This window comes from Nonomuraea gerenzanensis, assembly GCF_020215645.1.
Classification (GTDB): domain Bacteria; phylum Actinomycetota; class Actinomycetes; order Streptosporangiales; family Streptosporangiaceae; genus Nonomuraea; species Nonomuraea gerenzanensis.
The window spans coordinates 11971551-11992735 of the sequence record NZ_CP084058.1; the positions used below are offsets into that span (position 1 = coordinate 11971551).

Consider the following 21185-nt stretch of genomic DNA (forward strand, 5'->3'; position numbering starts at 1 on the left):
GAGCCTAGAACCGCCCCGACTCCAGCACGCTGCGCAGGAACTCCTGGGTGCGCGGGTGCTCGGGCGCGGTGAAGATCTGCTCCGGCGGGCCCTTCTCCAGCAGCACGCCGCCGTCGAGGAAGCACACGGTGTCCGAGATGTCGCGGCAGAATCCCATCTCGTGCGTGGTCAGGATCATCGTCATGCCCGACTCCTTGAGCTCCCTGATGATCCCCAGCACCTCCACCACCAGCTGCGGGTCGAGCGCCGAGGTCACCTCGTCGAGCAGCATCAGCCTGGGCTGAGTGGCCAGCGCGCGGATGATCGCCACCCGCTGCTGCTGCCCGCCGGAGAGCTGGTCCGGGTACGCCTTGGCCTTGTCCGCCAGGCCGAACCTGCCCAGCAGGTCGTGGGCCTGCTCCTCCGCCCGCGCCCTGGCCACCCCGTGCACCTGCCTGGGGGCCAGGGTGATGTTGTCCAGCACGGTCATGTGCGGGAACAGGTTGAAGGCCTGAAAGACGATGCCGAGCCGCCTGCGTACCCGGTCGACGTTCACCCGGGGGTCGGTGATGTCCTCGCCGTCGAGGTGGATGGCGCCGTCGTCCACCGTCTCCAGCAGGTTGACGCAGCGCAGCAGCGTGGACTTGCCCGAGCCGGAGGCGCCGATGAGGCTCACCACCTCGTGCGGCTGGACCTCCAGGTCGATGCCGCGCAACACGCTGTGGCCGTGGAAGTTCTTCCACACGCCCTCGATGGTCAGCACGCTCATGCTCCGCGCCTCCTGCGCGTACGGGCCGCCAGGTGGTCGGTGAGCCTGGCCATGGGGATCGTGAGCAGGATGAAGATCAGCGCGGCGGCCAGGTAAGGGGTGTAGTCGAAGGTGTTGAAGGTGTGCATCTGCGCCTGCCGCAGCGCCTCCAGCGGCCCGATCGTCGCGACGAGCGCCGTGTCCTTCTGCAGCGAGACGAAGTCGTTCAGCAGCGGCGGCACGACCCTGCGCGTGGCCTGCGGCACCACCACGAACCGCATGGTCTTCATGTGGCTCAGACCCAGCGAGCGGGCCGCCGCCACCTGGCTGGAATGCACCGACTCGATGCCGGAGCGGAACACCTCAGCCACGTACGCGCCGTACGAGAGCGTCAGCGCGATGATGCCCAGCGTCGCCTTGTCGGTCGGGATCCCCTGCAGCTTCAACGCCGGCAGCCCGAACCCGATCAGGTAGATCACCAGGATCGTCGGCACCCCGCGGAAGACGTCGGTGTAGAGCGTGGCCAGGGCTCTGATGGGGAAGAACGCCGGGCTCTTGATCCCCCTGGCCAGCGCGACCAGCAGGCCGATGACGAGGATCAGCACCTCGGAGATCAGGAAGATCCTGATGTTGAGCAGGAACCCGTCCAGCACGTCCGGCAGCGCCGCGACGAACTGCTCACCGTCGAAGAACGTCTCCCGCACCCGCGGCCAGCCCGGCGAGCTGGTGATCCCCCAGACCACCAGCACGATGAAGACGATCGTCGAGGCGGTCGCGATCGAAGCCGAGCGGCGGGCCCGCGACCTGCGGACCCGCTCCCGCTCGACCTGCCGCTCCGACTTGACCCATTCACTCATCGCAGCTCGGGGGCGCCGGCCGCGGAGCCGAGCCACTGCTGCTCGATCTTGGCCAGCTCACCCTTCGTCTTCAGCGCGTCCACGGCCTTGTCCACGCACGGCTTGAGCGCGCTGCCCTTCTCCATCACCAGGCCGAACTCCTCGGGCGTGCCGCCCGTCGAGCTGAACTGGCCCAGGATCTTGGAGTTCTCCACCTGGGCGGCCGTCACGTAGAACGCCGTCGGCAGGTCCACGACCACCGCGTCCACCTGGTCGTTCTTCAGCGCGGTCACCACGTCGATCTGGTCGTTGAAGACGTCGGGGTCCTCGGCGGGCTTGATGACGTCCCTGACCGCGTTGAACGAGGTCGTGCCCACCTGCACGCCGATCTTCGCGTCCGTCAGCTCCGCCAGGCTCTTGGCCGCCGCGAACTTGCCCTTCTCGGAGACCACGACGGCCTGCTTGACCGTGTAGTACCCCTTGCTGAAGTCGACCGCCTCCGCCCGCTCGGGCGTGATCGAGACCTGGTTGATGTCGAAGTCGAACTGCTTGTCACCCGGCGCGAACGCGGCGTCGAACTTCACGGTGCTCCACTGCACCTCACTGCGGTCGAAGCCCAGCTCCCCCGCGACGGCGAAGGCCACCGCGCTCTCGAAACCCTGCCCGTTGCTCGGGTCGTCGTCCTTGAACCACGGCTCGAAGGCGGGCTTGTCGGTCGCGATCGTGAGCTTGCCCGGGGTCAGCAGCGAGAGCTGCTCCTTGGTGCAGGCGGTGGACGTCGTGGGGGCGGCCGTGGTGGCCGTCTCGTCCACAGGCGCACAACCGACGACGGCGACGGCCACGGCAAGCAATATCAACGGGCGTACGGCCATGGCCTTGCCTCCAGGGGGAAACGTGCAGCAGAACGACGGCATTCTACGCCGCCCGTATAGGGAATCCTGCCCAAGGGTGCCCTTCACCACGGCATTCGACCCACTTCGGGCTCGCGTGACGGCGGCCCGCCGGTGAAGGGTCAGCGGCCGTTTCCTGGAGGGCCCTCAGCCGGAGTGCGGCGGGTGGTCGGCCACGGCCTGCCGTACATACAAGAAGGCCCCCGCACGAAGCGGGGGCCATCAAGTGGATCAGCCGGCCACGACTTCCACGTCGATGCCCGCGGCCACCTCCGGGTGGAGGCGGACGGTGACGCGGTGGGAGCCGACGCTCTTGATCGGGTTGACGATCTCGATGCGGCGGCGGTCGAGGATCGGGCCGCCGGCGGCCTTGACCGCGTCGGCGATGTCGCCCGTCGTGATCGAGCCGAACAGCCGGCCCGACTCGCCCGCGCGGGTGGTCAGCCGGACGCGCAGCGCGCCGAGCTGGCCGGCGACCTCCTTGGCGGTGCCGAGGTCGCGGATCTCGCGAGCGTCGCGAGCCTTGCGGATGGTCTCGATCTGCTTCTCGGCGCCCCGCGTCCAGCGCATGGCGTAGCCGCGCGGGATGAGGTAGTTACGGCCGTAGCCGTCCTTGACCTCGACGACGTCGCCGGGGGTGCCGAGGCCGGAGACCTCGTTGGTGAGGATGAGCTTCATATCGACAGGCCTCCTTAGCGCGCGGTGCTCGTGTAAGGCAGCAGGGCCACCTCACGGGCGTTCTTGATCGCGGTCGCCACGTCGCGCTGGTGCTGGGTGCAGTTGCCCGTCACCCGGCGCGCACGGATCTTGCCGCGGTCGGAGATGAACTTCCGCAGCAGCGCCGTGTCCTTGTAGTCGACGTAGGAGATCTTGTCGTGGCAGAACAGGCAAACCTTCTTCTTGGGCTTGCGCAGTGCCGGCTTGGCCATCGTGGTGCTCCTTTCAGAGCCCCGCCTTCAGGGCGGGAATGGACTCGGGCTTGGTGGACTGGGATTAGAAAGGCGGCTCGTCGCTGAAGTCGCTGCCGCCGCCGAAGCCGCCGCCGCCCTGCTGGCCGCCACCGCCGCCGCCGAAGCCGCCGCCACCGCCCTGGAAGCCGCCGCCCTGAGGCGGGGCGGGCGTGGCAGAGGCCCACGGGTCGTCGGCCGGGCCGCCACCGAAGCCGCCGCCACCGCCGCCACCCTGACGGGAGGTGCGGTTGACCTTGGCGGTGGCGTTACGCAGGGACGGGCCGACCTCGTCGACCTCGACCTCGTAGACCGTGCGCTTCTCGCCTTCCTTGGTCTCGTAAGACCGCTGCTTGAGCCGCCCCTGCACGATGACCCGCATGCCGCGCTGCAGGCTCTCGGCGGCGTTCTCCGCCGCCTGCCTCCAGACGTTGCAGGTCAGGAAGAGGCTCTCGCCATCCTTCCACTCGTTGGTCTGTCGATCCATGAACCGCGGAGTGGACGCGATGCGGAATCGAGCCACCGCTTGCCCCGTCGGGGTGAAGCGCAGCTCCGGGTCGTCGACGAGATTGCCGACGATGGTGATTACGGTGTCGCCTGCTGCCATGGCTAGCGCTCGCCTTCCTGCACGCCTTCGCTTGGGTTACGGCTCAGAGTACGGGGCTCCTCCGACAAAAGCCGGAGGTTAGTGCACGTCGGGACGCAGGACCTTGGTGCGCAGGATGCCCTCGTTGAGGTTCATCTGCCGGTCGAGCTCCTTGACCGTCGCGGGCTCCGCGGACAGGTCGATGACGGCGTAGATGCCTTCGGACTTCTTGTCGATGTCGTAGGCGAGACGGCGACGGCCCCAGACGTCGACCTTCTCCACGGTGCCGCCGTCGTTGCGGACCACGGTGAGGAACTGGTCGAGGGACGGCGCGACGGTGCGCTCATCGAGCGAAGGGTCCAGAATGACCATTACTTCGTAACGACGCATGCGGGACTCCTACCTCCTCTGGACTCTTGCGGTCACGACACTCTGCCGTGACAGGAGGACGCTGACGTCTCAACCCGGGCGGCCCCTTTCGGCACCCCGGGGCGATGGATCACCCATCACAACGCAGCGTGCCCAAGGTTACCAGCAGTGGGTAGGTGGGAAGGCCTGTAGGAAACCAAGGGGGTGATGGCTGTGCCACATGTGCTTCAGCCCGCCGAAAGGCAGCGGTTCAGGCTCACGCTGAACCCGGATGGACGTCCGCATCCCGTCGAGAACATCCTGGCCGTCGTCACGCTCGTCTGCGGTGTGGTGGCCTTCGTCGCCACGTTCTGGACCTCGGCGCACATGATCGCGTCCTGGGTCGGCACACTGGGCTTCGGCGTGGGCCTGTACTCGCAGTACATCTCCGCGACGACACCGCAGCGCTCGCTCAACGTCATCGGCCTGGTGGGCTCGTTCGTGGGCGCCGCCCTCGGCATCGCCCACGGCGGGTTCCTCCCCCATTCATGAGCAACGGCCCCGGGCTCGTGCCGGGGCCGCTTGTTATGTGGTTCACCCGATGTGCAGGTCGATACCGAGCAGGACCAGGAACCAGAGGAACACCGCGAGCAACGCCTCCGCGAGATCCCGGAGCAGCCCTGGCGTGATGTAGTCGTAGACCCAGGCGACGTAGATGCCGACGATGACGTAGACGAGGACGATGAGCGCCCGTAAGCGCCAGCGGCTCATATGTGATCTCCTCAGGGGTTAGGGGGTGTCCCCGCGACTGCCCTGAGCTGCTCCCACCAAACGGATAAGCTCGGTGACATGGTGCTTATCGGAGCTCACGTCGACCAGGACGACCCCGCCGCCCACGCCGCGCAGGTGGGGGCCGAGGTGGTGCAGTTCTTCCTCGGCGACCCGCAGGGCTACGACAAGCCCGTGCTGCCGGCCAAGCCGGTCGAGGGGGTGGACATCTACATCCACGCCCCCTACCTGGTCAACGTGGCGACGACCAACAACCGCATCAGGATCCCCAGCCGCAAGCTGCTGGAGCAGCACCTGAAGGCGGCCGCGAGCCTCGGCGCCAAGGGCCTGATCGTGCACGGCGGCCATGTCAACAAGAGCGACGACCCGCAGAAGGGCTTCGACAACTGGCGCAAGGTGTTCGAGCGCATGGAGTGCCCCATCCCCGTGCTGATCGAGAACACAGCGGGCGGCGGCAACGCGATGGCCCGCAAGCTGGAGCGCATCGCCCGGCTGTGGGACGCGCTCGACGGGTTCGACGTGGGCTTCTGCCTCGACACCTGCCACGCCCACGCCGGCGGCGAGGAGCTGGTCGACGTGGTCGACCGGGTCAAGGCCATCACCGGCCGGATCGACCTGGTGCACTGCAACGACTCGCGCGACGACTTCGACTCCGGTGCCGACCGCCACGCCAACCTGGGCAAGGGGAGGATCGACCCCGAGCTGATCCTGGCGGTCTGCCGGGCGGCCGGGGCGCCGATCGTGGTGGAGACGCCGGGCGAGGGCCAGGCGGAGGACATCGCGTTCCTGAGGAAGAACCTCTAACGAATACACACAGGCTGTGGATAACTTCCCTGGATTACCGAGAAGAGAAAGTGGGTAAGGAGCCTCACCCGGGTCAGCCCGCCCAAGCCCCGTTCAGGAAGCGGAAGGCGTTGACCAGCATCAACGGCCCCGAGATCGTCGCGTACAGCACGATCACCCACGTCCGCCGGGTGGCGACCCACGCGACCACCACCCACAGCGGAAACCACAGCAGCAGCGAGCGCGGGATCGACAGGTAGTACGCCGACGTCATCAGCGCCGCCGCCTGCGTCCCCGTGTAGACGGCCTCGCTCCACCGGCGCAGCACGAGCAGCCACACCAGCCCCGCCACGGCCAGCACCACCCCGACGATCTCCATGCGGAAGGCCACCGCGAAGTCGCCCGAGCCCATGGCCGAGCGCCAGGTCGTCGCCCACGCCTCCCACGGCCAGGCGAAGTCGCGCCCCCAGCCGGCCTCCTGCGCGTGCTTCCAGGCCAGCCAGTCGCCGGTCCTGCCGTACTGGTAGTACGAGTACGCCACCAGCGGCACGAACGGCACGGCCAGCCACCCCGCCCGCCGCGGCGACTCCCGGCGCAGCACGAACTCCACCACGAGCGCGACCGCGAGGAACAGCCCCGTGATCCGCACGCACGAGGCCCCCGCCGCCAGCAGCCCCGCCGAGGCCCAGTTCCCCTGCCTGGCGGCCAGCCACGCCGGGATCGCGAAGGCCAGGAAGAGCGACTCGCTGTAGCCCGCGGCCAGGAACACCGCCATCGGGAAGAGCAGCAGCGCCAGCACGGCCAGCCAGCCGGTGGCGCCCTCGACCTCGGCCAGCCTGGCCAGCGCCAGCATCGCGACGGCCCCGGCGACCAGCGAGACCAGCAGCCCGGCCGCCGCCCAGTCGGGCACCACCAGGTGCACCAGCCGCAGCGCCGCCGGCAGCCCGGGGAAGAACGCGGGCAGCCCGTCGTCCGGCGGCCTGCCCGGCTCCCCGTCGTAGCCGTATTGGGCGATCGTGATGAACAGCGTGGCGTCCCACTTGCGCCACTTGTCGAGGTACTCGCCCAGCGCCACGCCGAGCAGCGTGGCGAGGAGCAGCCCGGCCCGCGAGCCGAACCAGAGCAGCAGCGCGTCCCGGCCGGTCGAGCGAGTGATCATCGCAGGGCGGTCTGGAGCGTGAACCTGTCCGGGGCGTCGTCGAACACGCCGCCCGCCTGGTCGTCCACGCCGGCCTGGCGCACCACGTCCTTCTCCGGCCGCAGCACGTCACGCACGACGAACGCCATCATGATGGCGATGGTGATGATCCGGCCCCACACGGCGGTGAAGTACGTGTCGTCGCCGATGCCCAGGTCCTCGCGGCTCAGCGGCGGCTGGGCGACCAGGTAGAGCCAGATCGCGACGAAGTACCACACCTCCGCGAGCTGCCACAGCGCCAGCGGCTTCCAGTTGGGCCTGGCGAGCACCGCGAACGGCACCAGCCACAACACGAACTGCGGCGACCACACCTTGTTCGTCATCATGAACGCGGCCAGCGCCAGGAAGCAGATCTGCGCGAGCCGCGGCCGGCGCGGCGCGGCCAGCGTCAGCACGGCGATGCCCACGCACATGGCCGCCAGCGACACCATGCCCAGCGTGCTCACATCGGCCTCGCCCAGCACCGGCCAGCCCTTGTTCTGGAAGAACAGCCACGGCGAGCCCCAGTCCACCCCGCGTTCCTGCGAGAAGACGTAGAAGCGGCGCCAGCCCTCCCAGGCGAAGATCATGAAAGGCACGTTCACCACGAGCCACGCGCCCGCGGCGGAGCCCACCGTGACCAGGAACGGCCGCCACCGCGCGGTCCGCCACGTCAGCAGGAACAGCGCGCCCAGGAACATCAGCGGATAGAACTTGGTCGCGATCGCCAGCCCCAGCAGCACCCCGGCCGCCACCTGGCGTTGCCGTTTCCAGGCCAGCAGCATGCCCATGGACAGCGCGCCGGCCACCAGATCCCAGTTGATGTAGGCGGCCAGCACCACGGCCGGCGAGATCGCGTACCAGAGCGGGTCCCAGCGCCGCGTCGGGCCCGCCACCGCGGCCATCAGCAGCACGCCGGCCACCAGGCAGCCGCCGAGCAGGATCACCGTCAGGTCGTAGAAGCGCACCGCCTGGGCGACCTGGTCCGGCTCCAGCGCGCGGGCGATCCAGCTGATCACCTGCATGACCTCGCCCAGCACCACGGGGTACTCGACCTGCTTGTCGAAGGGCACGTGCGCGAAGTAGGGGTTCTGGGTGGCCAGCGCCCTGTCGAAGTACAGGGGGTAGATGTCGGTGTAGCAGAAGTTGGTGTAGGTGGTGATCTGGTCGTTCCACCCGCCGGTGCGGCACGGGAGCCGCACCACGTACGCGAGGCTCGCCCCCATGGCCGCGATCAGCCCCAGGGGCAGGTAAGGCACGGCACGCGCCGCCCAGGGGGCGCGTGCCTCGGTGCTCGTCACTGGTCCTCTGGCCTGGTGGACTTGGGCTGCGTGCCGCTGGACCTGGGGTCGGGCGCGGAGCCCTCGCCGGCCAGGCCCACGTCGTTGGGGTCGCTGTTGCCGAAGTCGTCATCGGCGCCGTCGTCCACGTTGACGTCCTCGTCGGGCACGGTGGCGTCGTTGCCGTCGCAGCCGATGAGGCAGTCGTCCGTGCCGTCGTCGAACGGGTTGTCCGAGCCGAACGGGTTCTCGTTCTCGGGCGTGGGCGTCGGCGTGGGCGTCGGGCTCGGCACGATGTTCTCGGGGATGCCGACCTCGGCGCGGTCCGGGAACTGCTCGATCGGCAGGTTCTCGTGGGCGAGCTGCATGAACTTCTGCCAGGCGATGGTGGGCGGGCCCGCGCCCTCGAAGCCGAGCGAGACCTCCTTGACCCGGGTGTAGGGGTTGTCGTTGTTGTACTTCTTGCTGCCCTTGCGGAAGATCGGGCAGTTGGAGTGCTGCGGCGGGATGACCTTGCCCGCCTTGGTCACGCACTGCTCGCGGTAGAACCCGACGGCGGCCGAGATCTGCGGCGTGTAGCCGACGAACCAGGCCTCCTTCTCGTCGTTGTTCGTGCCCGTCTTGCCCGCGGCCGGCCTGCTGCCCAGGCCCTTGCCCGCCGCCGTGCCACCCGGCTGGAGCACCGCCTGCATGGCGACCGTGGCGTCGGCGGCGACACCCGCGTCGATGACCGACTTCGCGACGGCCTGCTCGGGGTAGGCGACCTTGCCGTTCTGCCTGACCTCCTGGACGACGTGGTACTTGGTGTACTTGCCGCCGTTGGCGAAGATCGAGTACCCCGCGGCCTGCTCGACCGGGGTCACCAGCGCGCTGCCGATGGCGAACTGGAAGTGGTGCTCGTCGATGTCCTGTTCCATGCGCTTCTGGTTGAACCCGGCCGCCTCGACCAGGTTCTTGACGTCGTCGAGCTGGCCGGGCAGCTTGAACGCCATCGACACGTACGCGGTGTTGACCGAGGCCGCGGTGGCCTTGACCACGTCCACCGAGGCGCCGACGTTGTGGCTGTTCCTGATGCCGCCCGCCTGCTGGCCCGGCAGCTCCTTCGGCACCGTCTGGTTGCCCGGCACGTAGCTCTTGAGCGAGTACCCGGCCTGCAGCCAGGCCGCCAGCACGTACGGCTTGAACGCGGACGCGGCCTGCTTGGTGGACTGGAACGGCTCGTTCCACGGGTCGGTGAGGAAGTCGTCACCGCCGTAGAAGGCGAGCACGCGCCCGTTCTTCGGGTTGACCGCGGCCAGGCCGCCGTGGAACTCCGTGCCCAGGTTGTAGGCCTGCATGGTGCTCTTGACCGCGGTCTGCGCGGCCTTCATGAGCCTTCTGTCGAAGGTCGAGATGATGTGGTAGCCGCCGGACTTGATCTCGTCGGCGGTCAGGCCACGCCCCTCCAGCTCGTTGAGCACCTCCTCGACCATGTAGCCGTTGAGGCCGCCCAGGTCGTCGTTGCCGGCGGAGGCGCGGGTCTTGGGGAACTTGGCGGTCTGCGGGAGCGTGCCGTACTTGTCCGGCCACAGCTCGGCCATGTTCTTGATGACTTCCTTGAAGCGCCACTGGAGCGCCGGGGAGTTGTGGTCCCAGTTCGGCTGCTGGATGCGGGCGGCGAGGTAGGCGCCCTGCTCGGGGGTGAGCTTCGCGGCGGTGATGCCCTTGCCGGGGAAGTACGCCTTGGCGGCGGCCTCGACCCCGTACGCGCGGCCGAAGTTGATGGTGTTGAGGTAGGTCGAGAGGATCTCTTCCTTGCTCATGGTCTCGTCGAGCTTGACCGCGACGAAGATCTCCTTGACCTTGCGCTGGATCGACACCTCCTGGCTGAGGCCGTCGTAGTAGCCCCGGGCCATCTGCTGGGTGATCGTCGAGGCGCCCTGGAGCTGCTCCCCGGTGACGGTGTTGTAGACCGAGCGGACCATGCCGGAGATGGAGATGCCGGAGTCCTCCCAGAACGTCTTGTTCTCGATGGCGACCGCGGCGTTCCTGACGTCCTCGTCCATCTTGGCGTAGGGAACGATCTCGCGCTTGAAGCCGAGCTTGGCGATGACGTTCTTGCCGTCGCGGTAGTAGATCGTGCTCTGCTGGGCCGTCGCCTCGGTCTGCGTGGAGGTCGGGACCGGCGTGTTGGCGTACGCGACCATGATCATGCCGAACAGGCCGGCCGCGAGCACCACGGCGCCCGCCACGAGGATCTTCCAGCTCGGGACGAACCTGCGCCAGCCACCGCGACCGCCGCCGTCCTTCTTGGTCGGCGGGCCGGGGGGCTCGGGCGGCTGGCCCGAGCCGCGCCTGCGTGATCGGCGCGGCATGTCGCTGACGATCGTCTCCTGGTTACCCACAGTGCGCGTATGCTCGCGGCTACGGGAGCGGGGCGGCGGCTCGGCGTGCGGCTCACCGTAGGCGGGGGTCTCCCCGCGCCTCGGGGGCTCGGCACGTCTCTGCGGCTCCGCACGTCCAGGAGGAGGTTCGTCGTACGGCTGCGCGGCCATGGCACCGGTCTGCTCGTAGGCCGCTTCAGGACGACGGGGCGGCTGAGCCGCACCCCAACCCGGCTCGCCGGTTTGAGGTGGAGAACTCTGGGGCACAGAACGGGATGAGCTGGATCGACGGCGCCTCCCCGGGCGGGCCGTCCCCTCATTCATGCTGTTACTCACACGTCCTCACAACGTCGTCGGAACATAAACGGCGGTCGGGCGTGAACTCCTCGCCGCCCTCGGTCATCACGCTTGTCCGGCGAGGTCCGGCGGCCCGTTCCCGAGGACGTACGAAACCGTCAGGTGATTCCAGGAACAACCTTGGCAGACCTCGACAACGTACACCCGGAACTCATCGTAATCATGAGCCATGGCGGCGAGTTCTGATGTGACCTTTGCCTGACCGGCATGCCTGCCGAGGCAATCCCCGTAGACATAGGTCACGTTGGTGACGTTCTCCTTTTCGCACACCGGGCAGGGGCGTTCGGTCGGCTCGCCGAAGTGGCGCGCCGCTCGAAGGAGGTAGGGCTGTGCGTCACAGACGTCGCGGCGCGAGGCGTGCCCCGAGCGCAGGGAGCGGACGACCGCCCGCTTCGCGAGGCCGTAATCCACCACCCTTCTCTGTGACCACATGAGCGCCAGACTACGGCGTTTTACGGGTTCATCCCAACGCCTTGGCAGATTCATAGATTGCAGCCATATAGCGGACCGACGTATCTTGGAGATGTATCGGCTCGATACATCGACGCGAGAGGGGGCGGTTCCAGTGGCCAGCGGACAGGGCAGGGTCTTGGAACTGGCCGTGCTCGGGTCGCTGCACGAGACGCCGCTACACGGCTACGAGCTGCGCAAACGGCTCAACGCCCTGCTGGGGATGTTCCGTGCGTTCTCCTACGGGTCGCTGTACCCCTGTCTGCGATCGCTTCTGGCTCAGGGCCTCATCGTGGAGGAGCAGCCGGCTCCCACCGCGATCGTCGGCGGCAGGTCGAAGATCGTCTACAAGCTGACCGCCGAGGGCAAGGAACGCCTGCAGGACATGCTCACGCAGGCCGGTCCGTCCGCATGGGAGGACGAGAGCTTCGGCGTGCACTTCGCCTTCTTCCGCCACACGGAGGCCGAAGTGCGCCTGCGCATTCTCGAAGGCCGCCGTAGCCGGCTCGAGGAGCGCCTCGACGCGGTGCGTACCGCACTGGCGCGCACCAGGGAGCGCCTCGACAGCTACACGCTCGAGCTGCAACGTCACGGGCTCGAGTCCGTCGAACGCGAGGTGCGCTGGCTGAACGAGCTGATCGCAACGGAGCGTCGGGCCTCGTCAGAGGAGAGGCCCGAAAGAGATACCACGTCAACTGATGAGTAAGGGAGCGAGTGCGATGGGTTCGGTTCGCGTGGCCATTGTCGGTGTCGGCAACTGCGCGTCGTCGCTGGTCCAGGGCGTTCACTACTACAAGGACGCGGACCCGGACACACGGGTCCCGGGCCTGATGCACGTGAAGTTCGGCGACTACCACGTCGGCGACGTCGAGTTCGTCGCCGCGTTCGACGTGGACGCCAAGAAGGTCGGCCGCGACCTGTCCGAGGCGATCGTCGCCAGCGAGAACAACACGATCAAGATCTGCGACGTCCCGCCCACGGGGGTGACGGTCCAGCGCGGCCACACCCTCGACGGCCTTGGCGAGTTCTACCAGGAGATCATCGAGGAGTCCGACGAGGCGCCGGTCGATGTGGTCCAGGTCCTGCGTGACAACCAGGTCGACGTCCTCGTGTCGTACCTGCCGGTGGGTTCGGAGGAGGCCGACCGCTTCTACGCGCAGTGCGCGATCGACGCCAAGGTGGCGTTCGTGAACGCGCTGCCGGTCTTCATCGCCTCCGACCCCGAGTGGGCCGAGAAGTTCACCGAGGCCGGCGTGCCGATCGTGGGCGACGACATCAAGTCGCAGGTGGGCGCCACGATCACGCACCGGGTGATGGCCAAGCTGTTCGAGGACCGCGGGGTGGAGCTGCTGCGCACGTACCAGCTCAACTTCGGCGGCAACATGGACTTCATGAACATGCTGGAGCGCAAGCGGCTCCAGTCCAAGAAGATCTCCAAGACGCAGTCGGTCACCTCCCAGATCCCCCACGAGATGGGCAAGGCCGACGTGCACATCGGGCCGTCGGACCACGTGCCGTGGCTGGACGACCGCAAGTGGGCGTACGTGCGGCTGGAGGGGCGCTCGTTCGGTGACACGCCGCTCAACCTGGAGTACAAGCTCGAGGTGTGGGACTCGCCGAACTCGGCCGGCATCATCATCGACGCCGTACGGGCGGCCAAGATCGCGCTCGACCGGGGCATCGGCGGGCCGATCCTGTCGGCGTCCTCGTACTTCATGAAGTCGCCGCCGAAGCAGTTCTCCGACGACGAGGCCAGGGAGTACGTCGAGAAGTTCATCCGGGGCGAGGTCGAGCGCTGACCCCGCTGACCCGCTGACCTCGTGGCGCCGTGTCCGTGCCGGACGCGGCGCCCTCCCATGTCACAGGCGCGCGGCAGGCGGCAGGTCGTGGTGGGAGGCGGGCTGCCAGGTGAGGGGGTCGGCGCCGAGCTCGGCCAGCAGCGGCACCTGCTCCCTGCACCAGGGCGAGATCGCCAGCAGCCCGTTCTGGGCCCCCTCGGCGAACTCCTTCCACGGCATCCAGCGCACCTCCGCCACCTCGTCGGGGTTGGGCGTGACGGCCGAGTCGACGGTGACCCGGTAGACGGGGCACAGCTCGTGCTCGACGATGCCGTTGGCCATCTCGGCGCGGTAGGAGAAGGCGGGCAGCATGAGCTCGGCCCGCTCGGCCGTGAGCCCCAGCTCGTAGGAGAGCCGGCGCAGCACCGCGTGGTCCACGGGCTCGCCGGGCAGCGGGTGGCCGCAGCAGCTGTTGGTCCAGACGCTCGGCCAAGTGATCTTGTGCTCGGCCCGCTTGGTGAGCAGCACGCGGCCTTCCCGGTCGAAGACGTAGCTGGAGAACGCCAGGTGGAGCGGCGTCTCCCGGCCGTGCACCGACGTCTTGGGCGCGGTGCCGAGTGCGTGGCCGGACAGGTCGACCAGCACAACGTGTTCCTCAGTCGTCACGCTATGAAGCGTACGAGATCATGCGCACCGCTTGGAACCCCATGCGCACCGGCTGCACCAGCATCCTAAAGGAGGAGACGCCGGGCTAGGCTGGCGGCGTGTCTTTCGTCGCCGATCTCCGCGTGGTCCTGCGGGGCCGGGACTTCAGAAGGTTGTTCAGCACCCGGCTGGTCTCCCAGTTCTCCGATGGGATCTTCCAGTTCGGGGTGACCGGATTCGCCTTCTTCAGCCCCGAGAGCCAGACCACCGCGCTCGAAGTGGCCGCCGGGCTGGCCGTGCTGCTGTTGCCGTACAGCGTGCTCGGGCCCTTCGTCGGCGTCTTCATCGACCGCTGGTCACGGCGGCAGATCCTCGTGGTGGCGCCCTTCATCCGCGGCATGCTGCTGCTGCTCGCCGCCGTGCTGGTCGCCGCCGACGTGCCCGATCCGTGGTTCTACGGCGCGGCGCTGGCCGTGCTCGGGGTCAACCGGTTCTTCCTGGCCGCGCTCGGCGCCTCGCTGCCGCACGTCGTGCCGCCGGAGCGGCTGATCTCGGCCAACGCGGTCGTGCCCACCTCCGGGACGGTGGCCACGTTCATCGGCGCCGGCCTGGGCTTCCTGCTGCGTGAGCTCTTCGGCGGCACCGACGCGGGCGTGGCGCTGCTGCTGGTCACCTCCGGCGTGGTGTTCACGATGAGCGCGCTGGTGGCGCGGACGATGGACCGCCAGTTGCTCGGCCCCTGGCCCGACCCGAACCGGCCGCAGGCGCGCCAGGCGCTGCGCAACGTGGTCACCGGGCTGGCCGACGGCGCCAAGCACCTCGTGCGGCACCGGGTGGCCGCCGCGACGATGGGCGCGATGGCCATGCACCGCTTCCTGTTCGGCATGTGCACCGCGCTCGGCATCATCCTCTACCGCTACTACTTCACCGACGGTGACGCCGACGCGGCGCTGCGCGGGATCGGCCTGGTGGTGGTGGCCGCCGGCATCGGCACCGCCCTGGCCGTGGTGCTCACCCCGTACGCGACCGAGCGCTTCGGGATCGAGCGCTGGGTGCAGATCGCGCTGGTCTCGGCCGGGGTGCTGACGGCGGCGCTGGTGCTGCCGTTCCAGGAGTGGGGGCTGCCGCTGGCCGGGTTCGTGCTGGGGCTGGCCGGGCAGAGCGTCAAGATCTGCGCCGACACCACCGTCCAGCGCGACGTGGAGGACATCTACCGGGGCCGCGCGTTCTCGATCTACGACATGCTCTTCAACGGCATGTACGTGCTCGCCGCGGCCCTGTCTGCGGCCATCCTCCCGGCGGACGGCAAGTCGTACGCGGCCGTGGTGATCATCTCGCTCGGCTACCCGCTGGCGGCGCTCGCCTACCGGATGATCACCTCGCGCTCAGGCACCAAGGTCGTTTGACCTGGCCCACTCCAGCAGCGCCGCCGTGGCGGCCTCCTTGCCGAGCACGCCCTTGTCGAGCCTGAGGTCGAGCAGGAACTTGTAGGCCTGCCCCACGATCGGCCCCGGCCCCACGCCGAGCACCTGCTGGATCTCGTTGCCGTCGAGCTCCGGGCGGATCTTGGCCAGCTCCTCCTCCTCGGCCAGCCTGGAGATGCGCTCCTCCAGGTGGTCGTAGGTGCGCGACAGGGCCGCCGCCTTGCGCTTGTTACGGGTGGTGCAGTCGGCCCTGGTCAGCTTGTGCAGCCGGGTCAGCAGGTGGCCGGCGTCGCGCACGTACCGGCGCACGGCGCTGTCGGTCCACTCGCCCGTGCCGTAGCCGTGGAAGCGCAGGTGCAGCTCCACCAGGCGGGCGACGTCGGACACCACGTCCTTGGGGAACTTCAGCTCGGTCATGCGCTTCTTGGTGAGCTGCGCGCCGACCACCTCGTGGTGGTGGAAGGAGACCCGCCCGCCCGCCTCGTGACGGCGCGTCTTCGGCTTGCCGACGTCGTGCATGATCGCCGCCCAGCGCAGGATCCGGTCGGCCTTGCCGTCCTCCTCCTGCGCGATGGCCTGGTCGAGCACCGTGAGCGAGTGCTCGTAGACGTCCTTGTGGCGGTGGTGCTCGTCGATCTCCAGGCGCAGCTTCGGCAGCTCGGGCAGCACGTGCGCGGCCAGCCCGGTGTCGACCAGCAGGCGCAGGCCCTCGCGCGGGTTGGCGCCGCAGATCAGCTTGTCGAGCTCGTCGCGGATGCGCTCGGCCGAGACGATCTCGATGCGCTCGGCCATCGCGGTCATCGCCGCCACGGCCTGCGGGTCCACCTCGAACCCGAGCTGCGAGGCGAACCTGGCCGCCCGCAGCATGCGCAGCGGGTCGTCGCCGAACGACTGCTCCGGCGTGCCCGGGGTGCGCAGCAGGCGGGCCCGCAGGTCGTCCAGGCCGCCGTACGGGTCCACGAACTCGTGGCCGGGCAGGCGGACCGCCATCGCGTTGACCGCGAAGTCGCGCCGCTCCAGGTCGGCCTCGAGCGTCTCGCCGTACATGACCTCGGGCTTGCGGGACTTGGGGTCGTAGGACTCGCTCCGGTACGTGGTGACCTCGATCAGCCAGCTCCCCTTGCGCAGGCCGACCGTGCCGAAGTCGATGCCGATCGTCCATACGGAGTCGGCCCAGTCTCTGACGATCTCCAGCACCCGCTCGGGGCGCGCGTCGGTGGTCAGGTCGAGATCATTGCCGATGCGACCGAGCAGGAGGTCGCGCACGGGACCGCCGACGAGGGCCAGCTCGTGGCCCTTGTCGGCGAACAGGCGGCCGAGCTCGTCGGCCACTGGAGCGATCTTGCGGAACAGGTCGTTCATGGCCCGCTGCTGGCTTTCGGTCAAGGTTGAGTCGGACAAACTGAGTCGGCCTTCTGCTTCCGGAACATATCCCCCGAGCCACACCAGGTCCGGGTTACCGTCGGTCAAGGGACGACCGTCGGGGGCAATGGACTTCAGGCAAGGAGGACTATATGAAGGACGCCCTCGCGATCCACCGCTGGCTCCTCGCACACCAGGTCCATCATGAGATCGTACGCCTTCCGCGTCCCATGACATGCGCGGAAGAGCTGCCGGAGACGGTCTCCGCCGCCCCTGAGCGGTGCCTCACGGTCACGGTGCTCGAAGTCACGACCTGGGTCGGCCGCGAGGTCGTCATCGGGGTCACCGCCCCCGTCTCCTCGCCGCCCCGGCCCGGAGCCATCGGCGGGCTGCTCGGCGCGCGCCAGGTACGCCCTGCGCCCGCCCACGTGGTCAACGCCACCACCGACTACGCCTGCGGCCTGGTGTGCCCGCTGCTGCTGCCGGAGTCGATGCCGATGTTCATCGACGACCGGCTGCTGGCCGACACCGAGCCACTGTTCACCGCCACCGGTGAGCGGCACACGGCGCTGTCGATGCGTGCGCTCGACCTGCTGGCCGTTCTGCCAGGCAAGATGGTGGACCTGCGCGGCTCGCGCCCGCGAGGATCGCGCGCGGCGGTCGCGCGACGGCACTGAGCCCGTACCATTGCGGGCGTGCGTCGTCGTAGACCAGCTCGGGCATCCGCGTGATCCGTAAGGCCACGCTGCTCGCCGCGCTGTCCGCCGCGTTGCTCGCCCCCCTGGTGGCGGTGACGCCGGGCTCTGCTGCCGCGAAAGCGGCGGTCACAGCGCAGCGGCAGAGCTACACGGTGTCGATCTCGTCGATCACGCCCGAGGCCCCCAGAAACCTGACCGATGAGATCAAGATCACCGGCACGGTGCGCAACGACACCGGGGCTGACACCTCCGGGCTGCAGGTCCGCCTGCGCTACCTCAACCAGAGGTTCGCCGACCGCGCCACCATGGCCACCTACCTGAGCGACCAGAACACCGCGACGCTGCCCTCCAGCGTCTCCACCCGCAACTCGTTCATGGACCTGCCGCCGCTCGCCGCGGGCGGCACGGCGCAGTGGACGATCACCGCCACCCCCGTGCAGCTCGGGCTGAGCACGTTCGGCGTCTACCCGATCGCCGTGGACGTCGCCCAGTACTCGGTCCCGCAGGCGGCGGTGCGCACGGTGCTGACGTACGCGCCGGCCACGCCGCAGAAGCTGCCGCGCAACAGGATCGCCATCGCGCTGCCCGTCATCGACCAGCCGCACCGCGCGACCGACGACGCCGCGTTCGTGGACGACAAGCTGAGCCAGTCGCTGGCCGGCCGGGGCCGCCTGGCCGACCTCGCGCGCATCGCGCAGTCCGCGCCGGCCACCGTCACCTGGGTGTTCGACCCGGCGCTGCTCGACGACGTGAGCCGGATGACCAAGGGCTACACCGTCAAGACCAAGGACGGCGAGGAGAAGAAGCCGGCCAGCGCCGAGGCCACCGCGTGGCTGACGACCATGCGCAGCGCGCTGGCCGCCTCCCCCGTGGTCGCCACCCCGTACGCCGATCCCGACGTGGCGGCGCTGGCCCACCAGGGGCTCGACACGCAGACCCACCGGGCCATCGAGCTGGGCGGGCAGACGGCCAGGACCCTGCTCAACCGCAACGCCACGACCAACCTCAACTGGCCGGCCGACGGCGTGCTCGACCCCGACGCGCTCGACCTGCTGTCGGTCAGCGACGTCGACACCGTCCTGCTCAACGCCACCAACCTGCCGCCGCAGCAGCCCGTCACCACCACGCCCGACGGCGCCGCGACCCTCGACTCGGTCAACGGCCCCGTCACCGCGCTGGTCGCCGACGCCGAGCTGAGCCGCCTGTTCGAGCCCGCCTCCAGCACCTCGACGCTGCTCAGCACACAGCGCTTCATCGCCGAGACCGCGATGATCGCCGCCGAGCCGGGCCAGACGGCACCGAGGTCGCTGGTCGTCGCCCCCTCGCGGCGCTGGAACCCCAACCCGACGCTCGTCACCGCGCTCATCAAGACCGCGGGCAAGCTGCCGTGGCTGCAGCCGGTCAAGCTGGAGTCGATCAAGCCGGGCAAGGGGGCCGTGCCGCGCGCCGGCCTGACCTACACCGACCAGGACCGCAAGGAGGAGCTGAGCCGCAAGTACCTCGACCCGGTCAAGGACGTCTGGTCGAAGTCGCAGCTCACCTCGCTGATCATGCAGCAGAAGACGCAGTCCCGCTTCGACGCGGCGGTGCTGCGGCTGACCTCCTCCGCCTGGCGCAACAGCACCCGAGCGGGCCGCTCGGTGACCAGCGAGGTCAAGAAGGCCGTGGACGACAGGCTCGCCGAGATCAAGATCACCGGCGCCAGCCCCGACTCCCCCAAGACGCTCGCGGGCAGCAACGGCGTGGTGCCGATCAGCGTGAAGAACGAGCTCGGCGTGCCCATCGAGCTCTACATCGACATCAAGTCCGACAACCCCGAGCTGCTGACGGTGAACTTCGCGCAGCCCGAGCCGCTGACGATCGGCGGCGGGCAGAGCGGCACGGTGCAGGTGCAGATGAACGCCGCCCCCGACACCAGCGGCGACGCCACCGTGACCGTGCAGCTCAAGACCGCCGACGGCCAGCCGTACGGCAAGCCGCAGCGGCTGACGATCCGCACGACCGGCTACACGGGGATCGCCCTGGTGATCGTGGGCGCGGCGCTGACCGTGATGCTCGCCGCGGTGGTGACGCGGCTGCTGCGCCGCAGGTCCCAGCGCAAGCTCGCGCGTGCCGCCAAGAATCGGGAGAGTGAATCCGTATGAGCCGCATGCTGCGGGCCAGCGCCATCATGGCGGCGGGCACCATGGTGTCCAGGGTCACGGGGTTCGTGCGGACGATGGTGCTCGCCTACGCCATCGGCACCGCCGCGCTGGGCGACGCCTACAACGCGGCGTACGCGATCCCGTACAGCATCCTCGACTTCCTCCTCCTGGGCGTGCTGAGCAGCGTCGTCGTGCCGATGATCGTGCGTGCCCAGCAGCACGACGAGGACGGCGGGCGGGCCTACGAGCAGCGGCTGCTGACGCTCGCCACGGTGGTGCTGGTCGTGGTCGCGGCGCTCTCCGTGCTGGCCGCGCCGCTGCTGATCGACCTCTACACCGACTGGGACCCGGGCAGCAGGAAGTTCGAGGTCGCGGTCATGCTGGCCCGCTTCATCCTGCCGCAGCTCGCCTTCTTCGGCGTCGGCGCGGTGGCCGGGGCCATGCTCAACACCCGCGACCGCTACGGCGCCCCCATGTGGGCCCCCGTGCTCAACAACGTGGTCGTCATCTGCGTGTTCCTGCTCTACGCCGTGATCGGCGCGGGCAGCGACCTCGACCAGGTCTCCACCTTCGACCTGGCGCTGCTCGGCGTGGGCACCACGGTCGGCATCGTGGCCCAGGCGGCGGTGCTGGTGGTGGCGCTGCGGCGGGCCGGGTTCACCTTCGTGCCCCGCTTCGACCTGCGTAACGCGCGGCTGGGCGAGATGGGCAAGGCCGGCATCTGGACGATCGGCTACGTCGTGGTCACCCAGCTCGGCTTCATGCTGACGGTGAACCTGGCCAGCTCCGCGGGCAACGCGGTGCCCGGGCACGGCATCAGCCCGTACACACTGGCGTTCCAGCTCTTCCAGCTCCCGTACGGCGTGATCGGCGTCTCGGTGATCACCGCGATGCTGCCGCGCATGAGCAGGGCGGTCAACGAGGGCCGCTTCGACGACGTGCGCGCCGAGTTCGGTTCAAGCGTGCGGCTGGTCTGCTCGTTCATGGTGCCGGTGTCGCTGCTGCTGATGGTGCTCGGGCCGGCGATCACCGTGCCGATCTACGGCCACGGCGCCAACAGCGTCGCCGACGCCGTCTACATCGGCAACGTGCTGCAGGTGTACGGGCTCGCGCTGGTGCCGTTCGCGATCTTCCAGCTCCTGCTGCGGGTCTTCTACAGCCTGGGCGACACCCGGACGCCGGTGTTCATCGGGGCCGGCACGACGGCGGTCAACGCGGTGTTCATGGTGCTGCTGAACTCGGTGCTGCCGCCGGCGTACACGGTGATGGGGCTGGCGCTGGCGTACGCGATCGCGTTCGGGCTGGGCGCGGTGCTGGCCTGGTGGATGGCCGGGCGCCGGGTCGGCGGGCTGGGCGGCTGGGCCGTCGGCATGTCGCTGACCCGGATGTACCTCTCCGCCCTGCCCACGGCCGTGCTGGCGCTGGCCGCCGTCTGGGTCGTGACGAGCGTGTTCGGCGGGCTCGACTTTCTCAATTCGGTCATAGTGCTCGCTATTGGTGGCGGACTGGGTATGGTGCTCTATCTCGGCGTAGCCCACAGAATGCGCATCCCGGAGGTCAACTCGATCGTTGGGATGGTCGCGAGGCGGGTAGGTCGGTAA

22 protein-coding genes are annotated in these 21185 nt (G+C 69.0%); 8 read left to right on the top strand and 14 right to left on the bottom strand.

What is annotated here, in order from left to right; genetic code table 11:
• Nucleotides 1–4: 4 nt before the first annotated feature.
• The 7 genes from LCN96_RS55910 to rpsF form a co-directional block, all read right to left on the bottom strand.
• Nucleotides 5–748, bottom strand: a complete 744-nt coding sequence (locus tag LCN96_RS55910) for an amino acid ABC transporter ATP-binding protein (protein ID WP_311132170.1) — start codon at nt 746–748, stop codon at nt 5–7.
• Nucleotides 745–1584, bottom strand: a complete 840-nt coding sequence (locus LCN96_RS55915) for an amino acid ABC transporter permease (protein ID WP_225270488.1) — start codon at nt 1582–1584, stop codon at nt 745–747. Before LCN96_RS55915 ends, LCN96_RS55910 begins: the two co-directional genes overlap by 4 nt.
• The gene (locus LCN96_RS55920; protein WP_225270489.1) at nt 1581–2405 is read right to left on the bottom strand and encodes an ABC transporter substrate-binding protein; all 825 of its coding nucleotides are present in this window, start codon (nt 2403–2405) and stop codon (nt 1581–1583) included. The genes LCN96_RS55915 and LCN96_RS55920 overlap by 4 nt, the downstream gene beginning before the upstream one ends.
• Before the next feature lie 279 nt (nt 2406–2684).
• Entirely contained in the window at nt 2685–3131 is a 447-nt protein-coding gene (rplI, locus tag LCN96_RS55925; protein WP_225270490.1) for a 50S ribosomal protein L9, read from the bottom strand.
• Nucleotides 3132–3145: 14 nt separating this feature from the next.
• A complete protein-coding gene (gene rpsR / locus LCN96_RS55930; RefSeq protein WP_020543048.1) occupies nt 3146–3382 on the bottom strand; it encodes a 30S ribosomal protein S18 in 237 nt (78 codons plus the stop codon).
• 64 nt (nt 3383–3446) lie between these two features.
• Nucleotides 3447–4007, bottom strand: a complete 561-nt coding sequence (locus tag LCN96_RS55935; RefSeq protein ID WP_225270491.1) for a single-stranded DNA-binding protein — start codon at nt 4005–4007, stop codon at nt 3447–3449.
• Nucleotides 4008–4085: 78 nt separating this feature from the next.
• Entirely contained in the window at nt 4086–4376 is a 291-nt protein-coding gene (gene rpsF / locus LCN96_RS55940; RefSeq protein WP_026214314.1) for a 30S ribosomal protein S6, read from the bottom strand.
• A gap of 192 nt (nt 4377–4568) precedes the next feature.
• Between rpsF and LCN96_RS55945 the strand changes: the two genes are divergently transcribed.
• Nucleotides 4569–4886 (top strand): hypothetical protein, encoded by a 318-nt coding sequence (locus LCN96_RS55945; RefSeq protein ID WP_225270492.1) that lies wholly within the window; start codon nt 4569–4571, stop codon nt 4884–4886.
• Between the two features lie 42 nt (nt 4887–4928).
• Here LCN96_RS55945 and LCN96_RS55950 read toward each other — a convergent pair whose 3' ends face one another.
• Nucleotides 4929–5105, bottom strand: coding sequence for a hypothetical protein (locus tag LCN96_RS55950; RefSeq protein ID WP_169789008.1), 177 nt, complete (start codon nt 5103–5105; stop codon nt 4929–4931).
• A 78-nt stretch (nt 5106–5183) separates the two neighbouring features.
• On the opposite strand from LCN96_RS55950, the gene LCN96_RS55955 reads away from it, so the two are divergent.
• Nucleotides 5184–5927 carry a deoxyribonuclease IV gene (locus LCN96_RS55955; protein WP_225270493.1) on the top strand — a complete coding sequence of 248 codons (744 nt, stop codon included), beginning with the start codon at nt 5184–5186 and terminating at the stop codon, nt 5925–5927.
• 73 nt (nt 5928–6000) lie between these two features.
• Here the strand turns inward: LCN96_RS55955 and LCN96_RS55960 are convergent, their stop codons facing one another.
• From LCN96_RS55960 to LCN96_RS55975, 4 genes are all read right to left on the bottom strand, one after another.
• On the bottom strand, nt 6001–7065 hold the full coding sequence (locus LCN96_RS55960; RefSeq protein WP_225270494.1) for a mannosyltransferase family protein: 1065 nt from the start codon (nt 7063–7065) through the stop codon (nt 6001–6003).
• Complete coding sequence (locus LCN96_RS55965) at nt 7062–8384, bottom strand: glycosyltransferase family 87 protein (RefSeq protein ID WP_225270495.1); 1323 nt, start codon at nt 8382–8384, stop codon at nt 7062–7064. The genes LCN96_RS55960 and LCN96_RS55965 overlap by 4 nt, the downstream gene beginning before the upstream one ends.
• Nucleotides 8381–10717 (bottom strand): transglycosylase domain-containing protein, encoded by a 2337-nt coding sequence (locus LCN96_RS55970; protein ID WP_225270496.1) that lies wholly within the window; start codon nt 10715–10717, stop codon nt 8381–8383. The genes LCN96_RS55965 and LCN96_RS55970 overlap by 4 nt, the downstream gene beginning before the upstream one ends.
• Nucleotides 10718–11128: 411 nt before the next feature.
• A complete protein-coding gene (locus LCN96_RS55975; protein ID WP_311132171.1) occupies nt 11129–11569 on the bottom strand; it encodes a DUF5318 family protein in 441 nt (146 codons plus the stop codon).
• Nucleotides 11570–11648: 79 nt separating this feature from the next.
• Here LCN96_RS55975 and LCN96_RS55980 point away from each other — a divergent pair, with 79 nt between their 5' ends.
• Both LCN96_RS55980 and LCN96_RS55985 read left to right on the top strand, forming a co-directional pair.
• Nucleotides 11649–12239: a PadR family transcriptional regulator gene (locus tag LCN96_RS55980; RefSeq protein WP_225270498.1), complete on the top strand. Its 591-nt coding sequence runs from the start codon at nt 11649–11651 to the stop codon at nt 12237–12239.
• Nucleotides 12240–12252: 13 nt separating this feature from the next.
• Entirely contained in the window at nt 12253–13332 is a 1080-nt protein-coding gene (locus LCN96_RS55985; protein ID WP_225270499.1) for an inositol-3-phosphate synthase, read from the top strand.
• Between the two features lie 60 nt (nt 13333–13392).
• On the opposite strand, the gene idi is transcribed toward LCN96_RS55985, so the two are convergent.
• The gene (gene idi / locus LCN96_RS55990) at nt 13393–13977 is read right to left on the bottom strand and encodes an isopentenyl-diphosphate Delta-isomerase (protein ID WP_225270500.1); all 585 of its coding nucleotides are present in this window, start codon (nt 13975–13977) and stop codon (nt 13393–13395) included.
• Nucleotides 13978–14075: 98 nt separating this feature from the next.
• On the opposite strand from idi, the gene LCN96_RS55995 reads away from it, so the two are divergent.
• Nucleotides 14076–15362: an MFS transporter gene (locus LCN96_RS55995; protein WP_225270501.1), complete on the top strand. Its 1287-nt coding sequence runs from the start codon at nt 14076–14078 to the stop codon at nt 15360–15362.
• On the opposite strand, the gene LCN96_RS56000 is transcribed toward LCN96_RS55995, so the two are convergent.
• Nucleotides 15342–16742: a CCA tRNA nucleotidyltransferase gene (locus tag LCN96_RS56000; protein ID WP_225270502.1), complete on the bottom strand. Its 1401-nt coding sequence runs from the start codon at nt 16740–16742 to the stop codon at nt 15342–15344. The two genes, LCN96_RS55995 and LCN96_RS56000, sit on opposite strands and share 21 nt — an antisense overlap.
• A gap of 152 nt (nt 16743–16894) precedes the next feature.
• Between LCN96_RS56000 and LCN96_RS56005 the strand changes: the two genes are divergently transcribed.
• From LCN96_RS56005 to murJ, 3 genes are read left to right on the top strand one after another with little or no spacing between them, the layout of a single operon-like run.
• Nucleotides 16895–17419, top strand: coding sequence for an aminoacyl-tRNA deacylase (locus LCN96_RS56005; protein ID WP_225270503.1), 525 nt, complete (start codon nt 16895–16897; stop codon nt 17417–17419).
• 50 nt (nt 17420–17469) lie between these two features.
• Nucleotides 17470–19584, top strand: coding sequence for a DUF6049 family protein (locus tag LCN96_RS56010; RefSeq protein ID WP_225270504.1), 2115 nt, complete (start codon nt 17470–17472; stop codon nt 19582–19584).
• Nucleotides 19581–21185 carry a murein biosynthesis integral membrane protein MurJ gene (gene murJ / locus LCN96_RS56015; RefSeq protein WP_225270505.1) on the top strand — a complete coding sequence of 535 codons (1605 nt, stop codon included), beginning with the start codon at nt 19581–19583 and terminating at the stop codon, nt 21183–21185. Before LCN96_RS56010 ends, murJ begins: the two co-directional genes overlap by 4 nt.

Coding starts and splice junctions, on each gene's coding strand:
- LCN96_RS55910 (WP_311132170.1), bottom strand. CDS start 748: ATGAGCGTGCTGACCATCGAGGGCGTGTGGAAGAACTTCCACGGCCAC.
- LCN96_RS55915 (WP_225270488.1), bottom strand. CDS start 1,584: ATGAGTGAATGGGTCAAGTCGGAGCGGCAGGTCGAGCGGGAGCGGGTC.
- rplI (WP_225270490.1), bottom strand. CDS start 3,131: ATGAAGCTCATCCTCACCAACGAGGTCTCCGGCCTCGGCACCCCCGGC.
- rpsR (WP_020543048.1), bottom strand. CDS start 3,382: ATGGCCAAGCCGGCACTGCGCAAGCCCAAGAAGAAGGTTTGCCTGTTC.
- LCN96_RS55935 (WP_225270491.1), bottom strand. CDS start 4,007: ATGGCAGCAGGCGACACCGTAATCACCATCGTCGGCAATCTCGTCGAC.
- rpsF (WP_026214314.1), bottom strand. CDS start 4,376: ATGCGTCGTTACGAAGTAATGGTCATTCTGGACCCTTCGCTCGATGAG.
- LCN96_RS55950 (WP_169789008.1), bottom strand. CDS start 5,105: ATGAGCCGCTGGCGCTTACGGGCGCTCATCGTCCTCGTCTACGTCATC.
- LCN96_RS55955 (WP_225270493.1), top strand. CDS start 5,184: ATGGTGCTTATCGGAGCTCACGTCGACCAGGACGACCCCGCCGCCCAC.
- LCN96_RS55960 (WP_225270494.1), bottom strand. CDS start 7,065: ATGATCACTCGCTCGACCGGCCGGGACGCGCTGCTGCTCTGGTTCGGC.
- LCN96_RS55970 (WP_225270496.1), bottom strand. CDS start 10,717: ATGCCGCGCCGATCACGCAGGCGCGGCTCGGGCCAGCCGCCCGAGCCC.
- LCN96_RS55975 (WP_311132171.1), bottom strand. CDS start 11,569: ATGAATCTGCCAAGGCGTTGGGATGAACCCGTAAAACGCCGTAGTCTG.
- LCN96_RS55985 (WP_225270499.1), top strand. CDS start 12,253: ATGGGTTCGGTTCGCGTGGCCATTGTCGGTGTCGGCAACTGCGCGTCG.
- LCN96_RS56000 (WP_225270502.1), bottom strand. CDS start 16,742: ATGAACGACCTGTTCCGCAAGATCGCTCCAGTGGCCGACGAGCTCGGC.
- LCN96_RS56005 (WP_225270503.1), top strand. CDS start 16,895: ATGAAGGACGCCCTCGCGATCCACCGCTGGCTCCTCGCACACCAGGTC.
- murJ (WP_225270505.1), top strand. CDS start 19,581: ATGAGCCGCATGCTGCGGGCCAGCGCCATCATGGCGGCGGGCACCATG.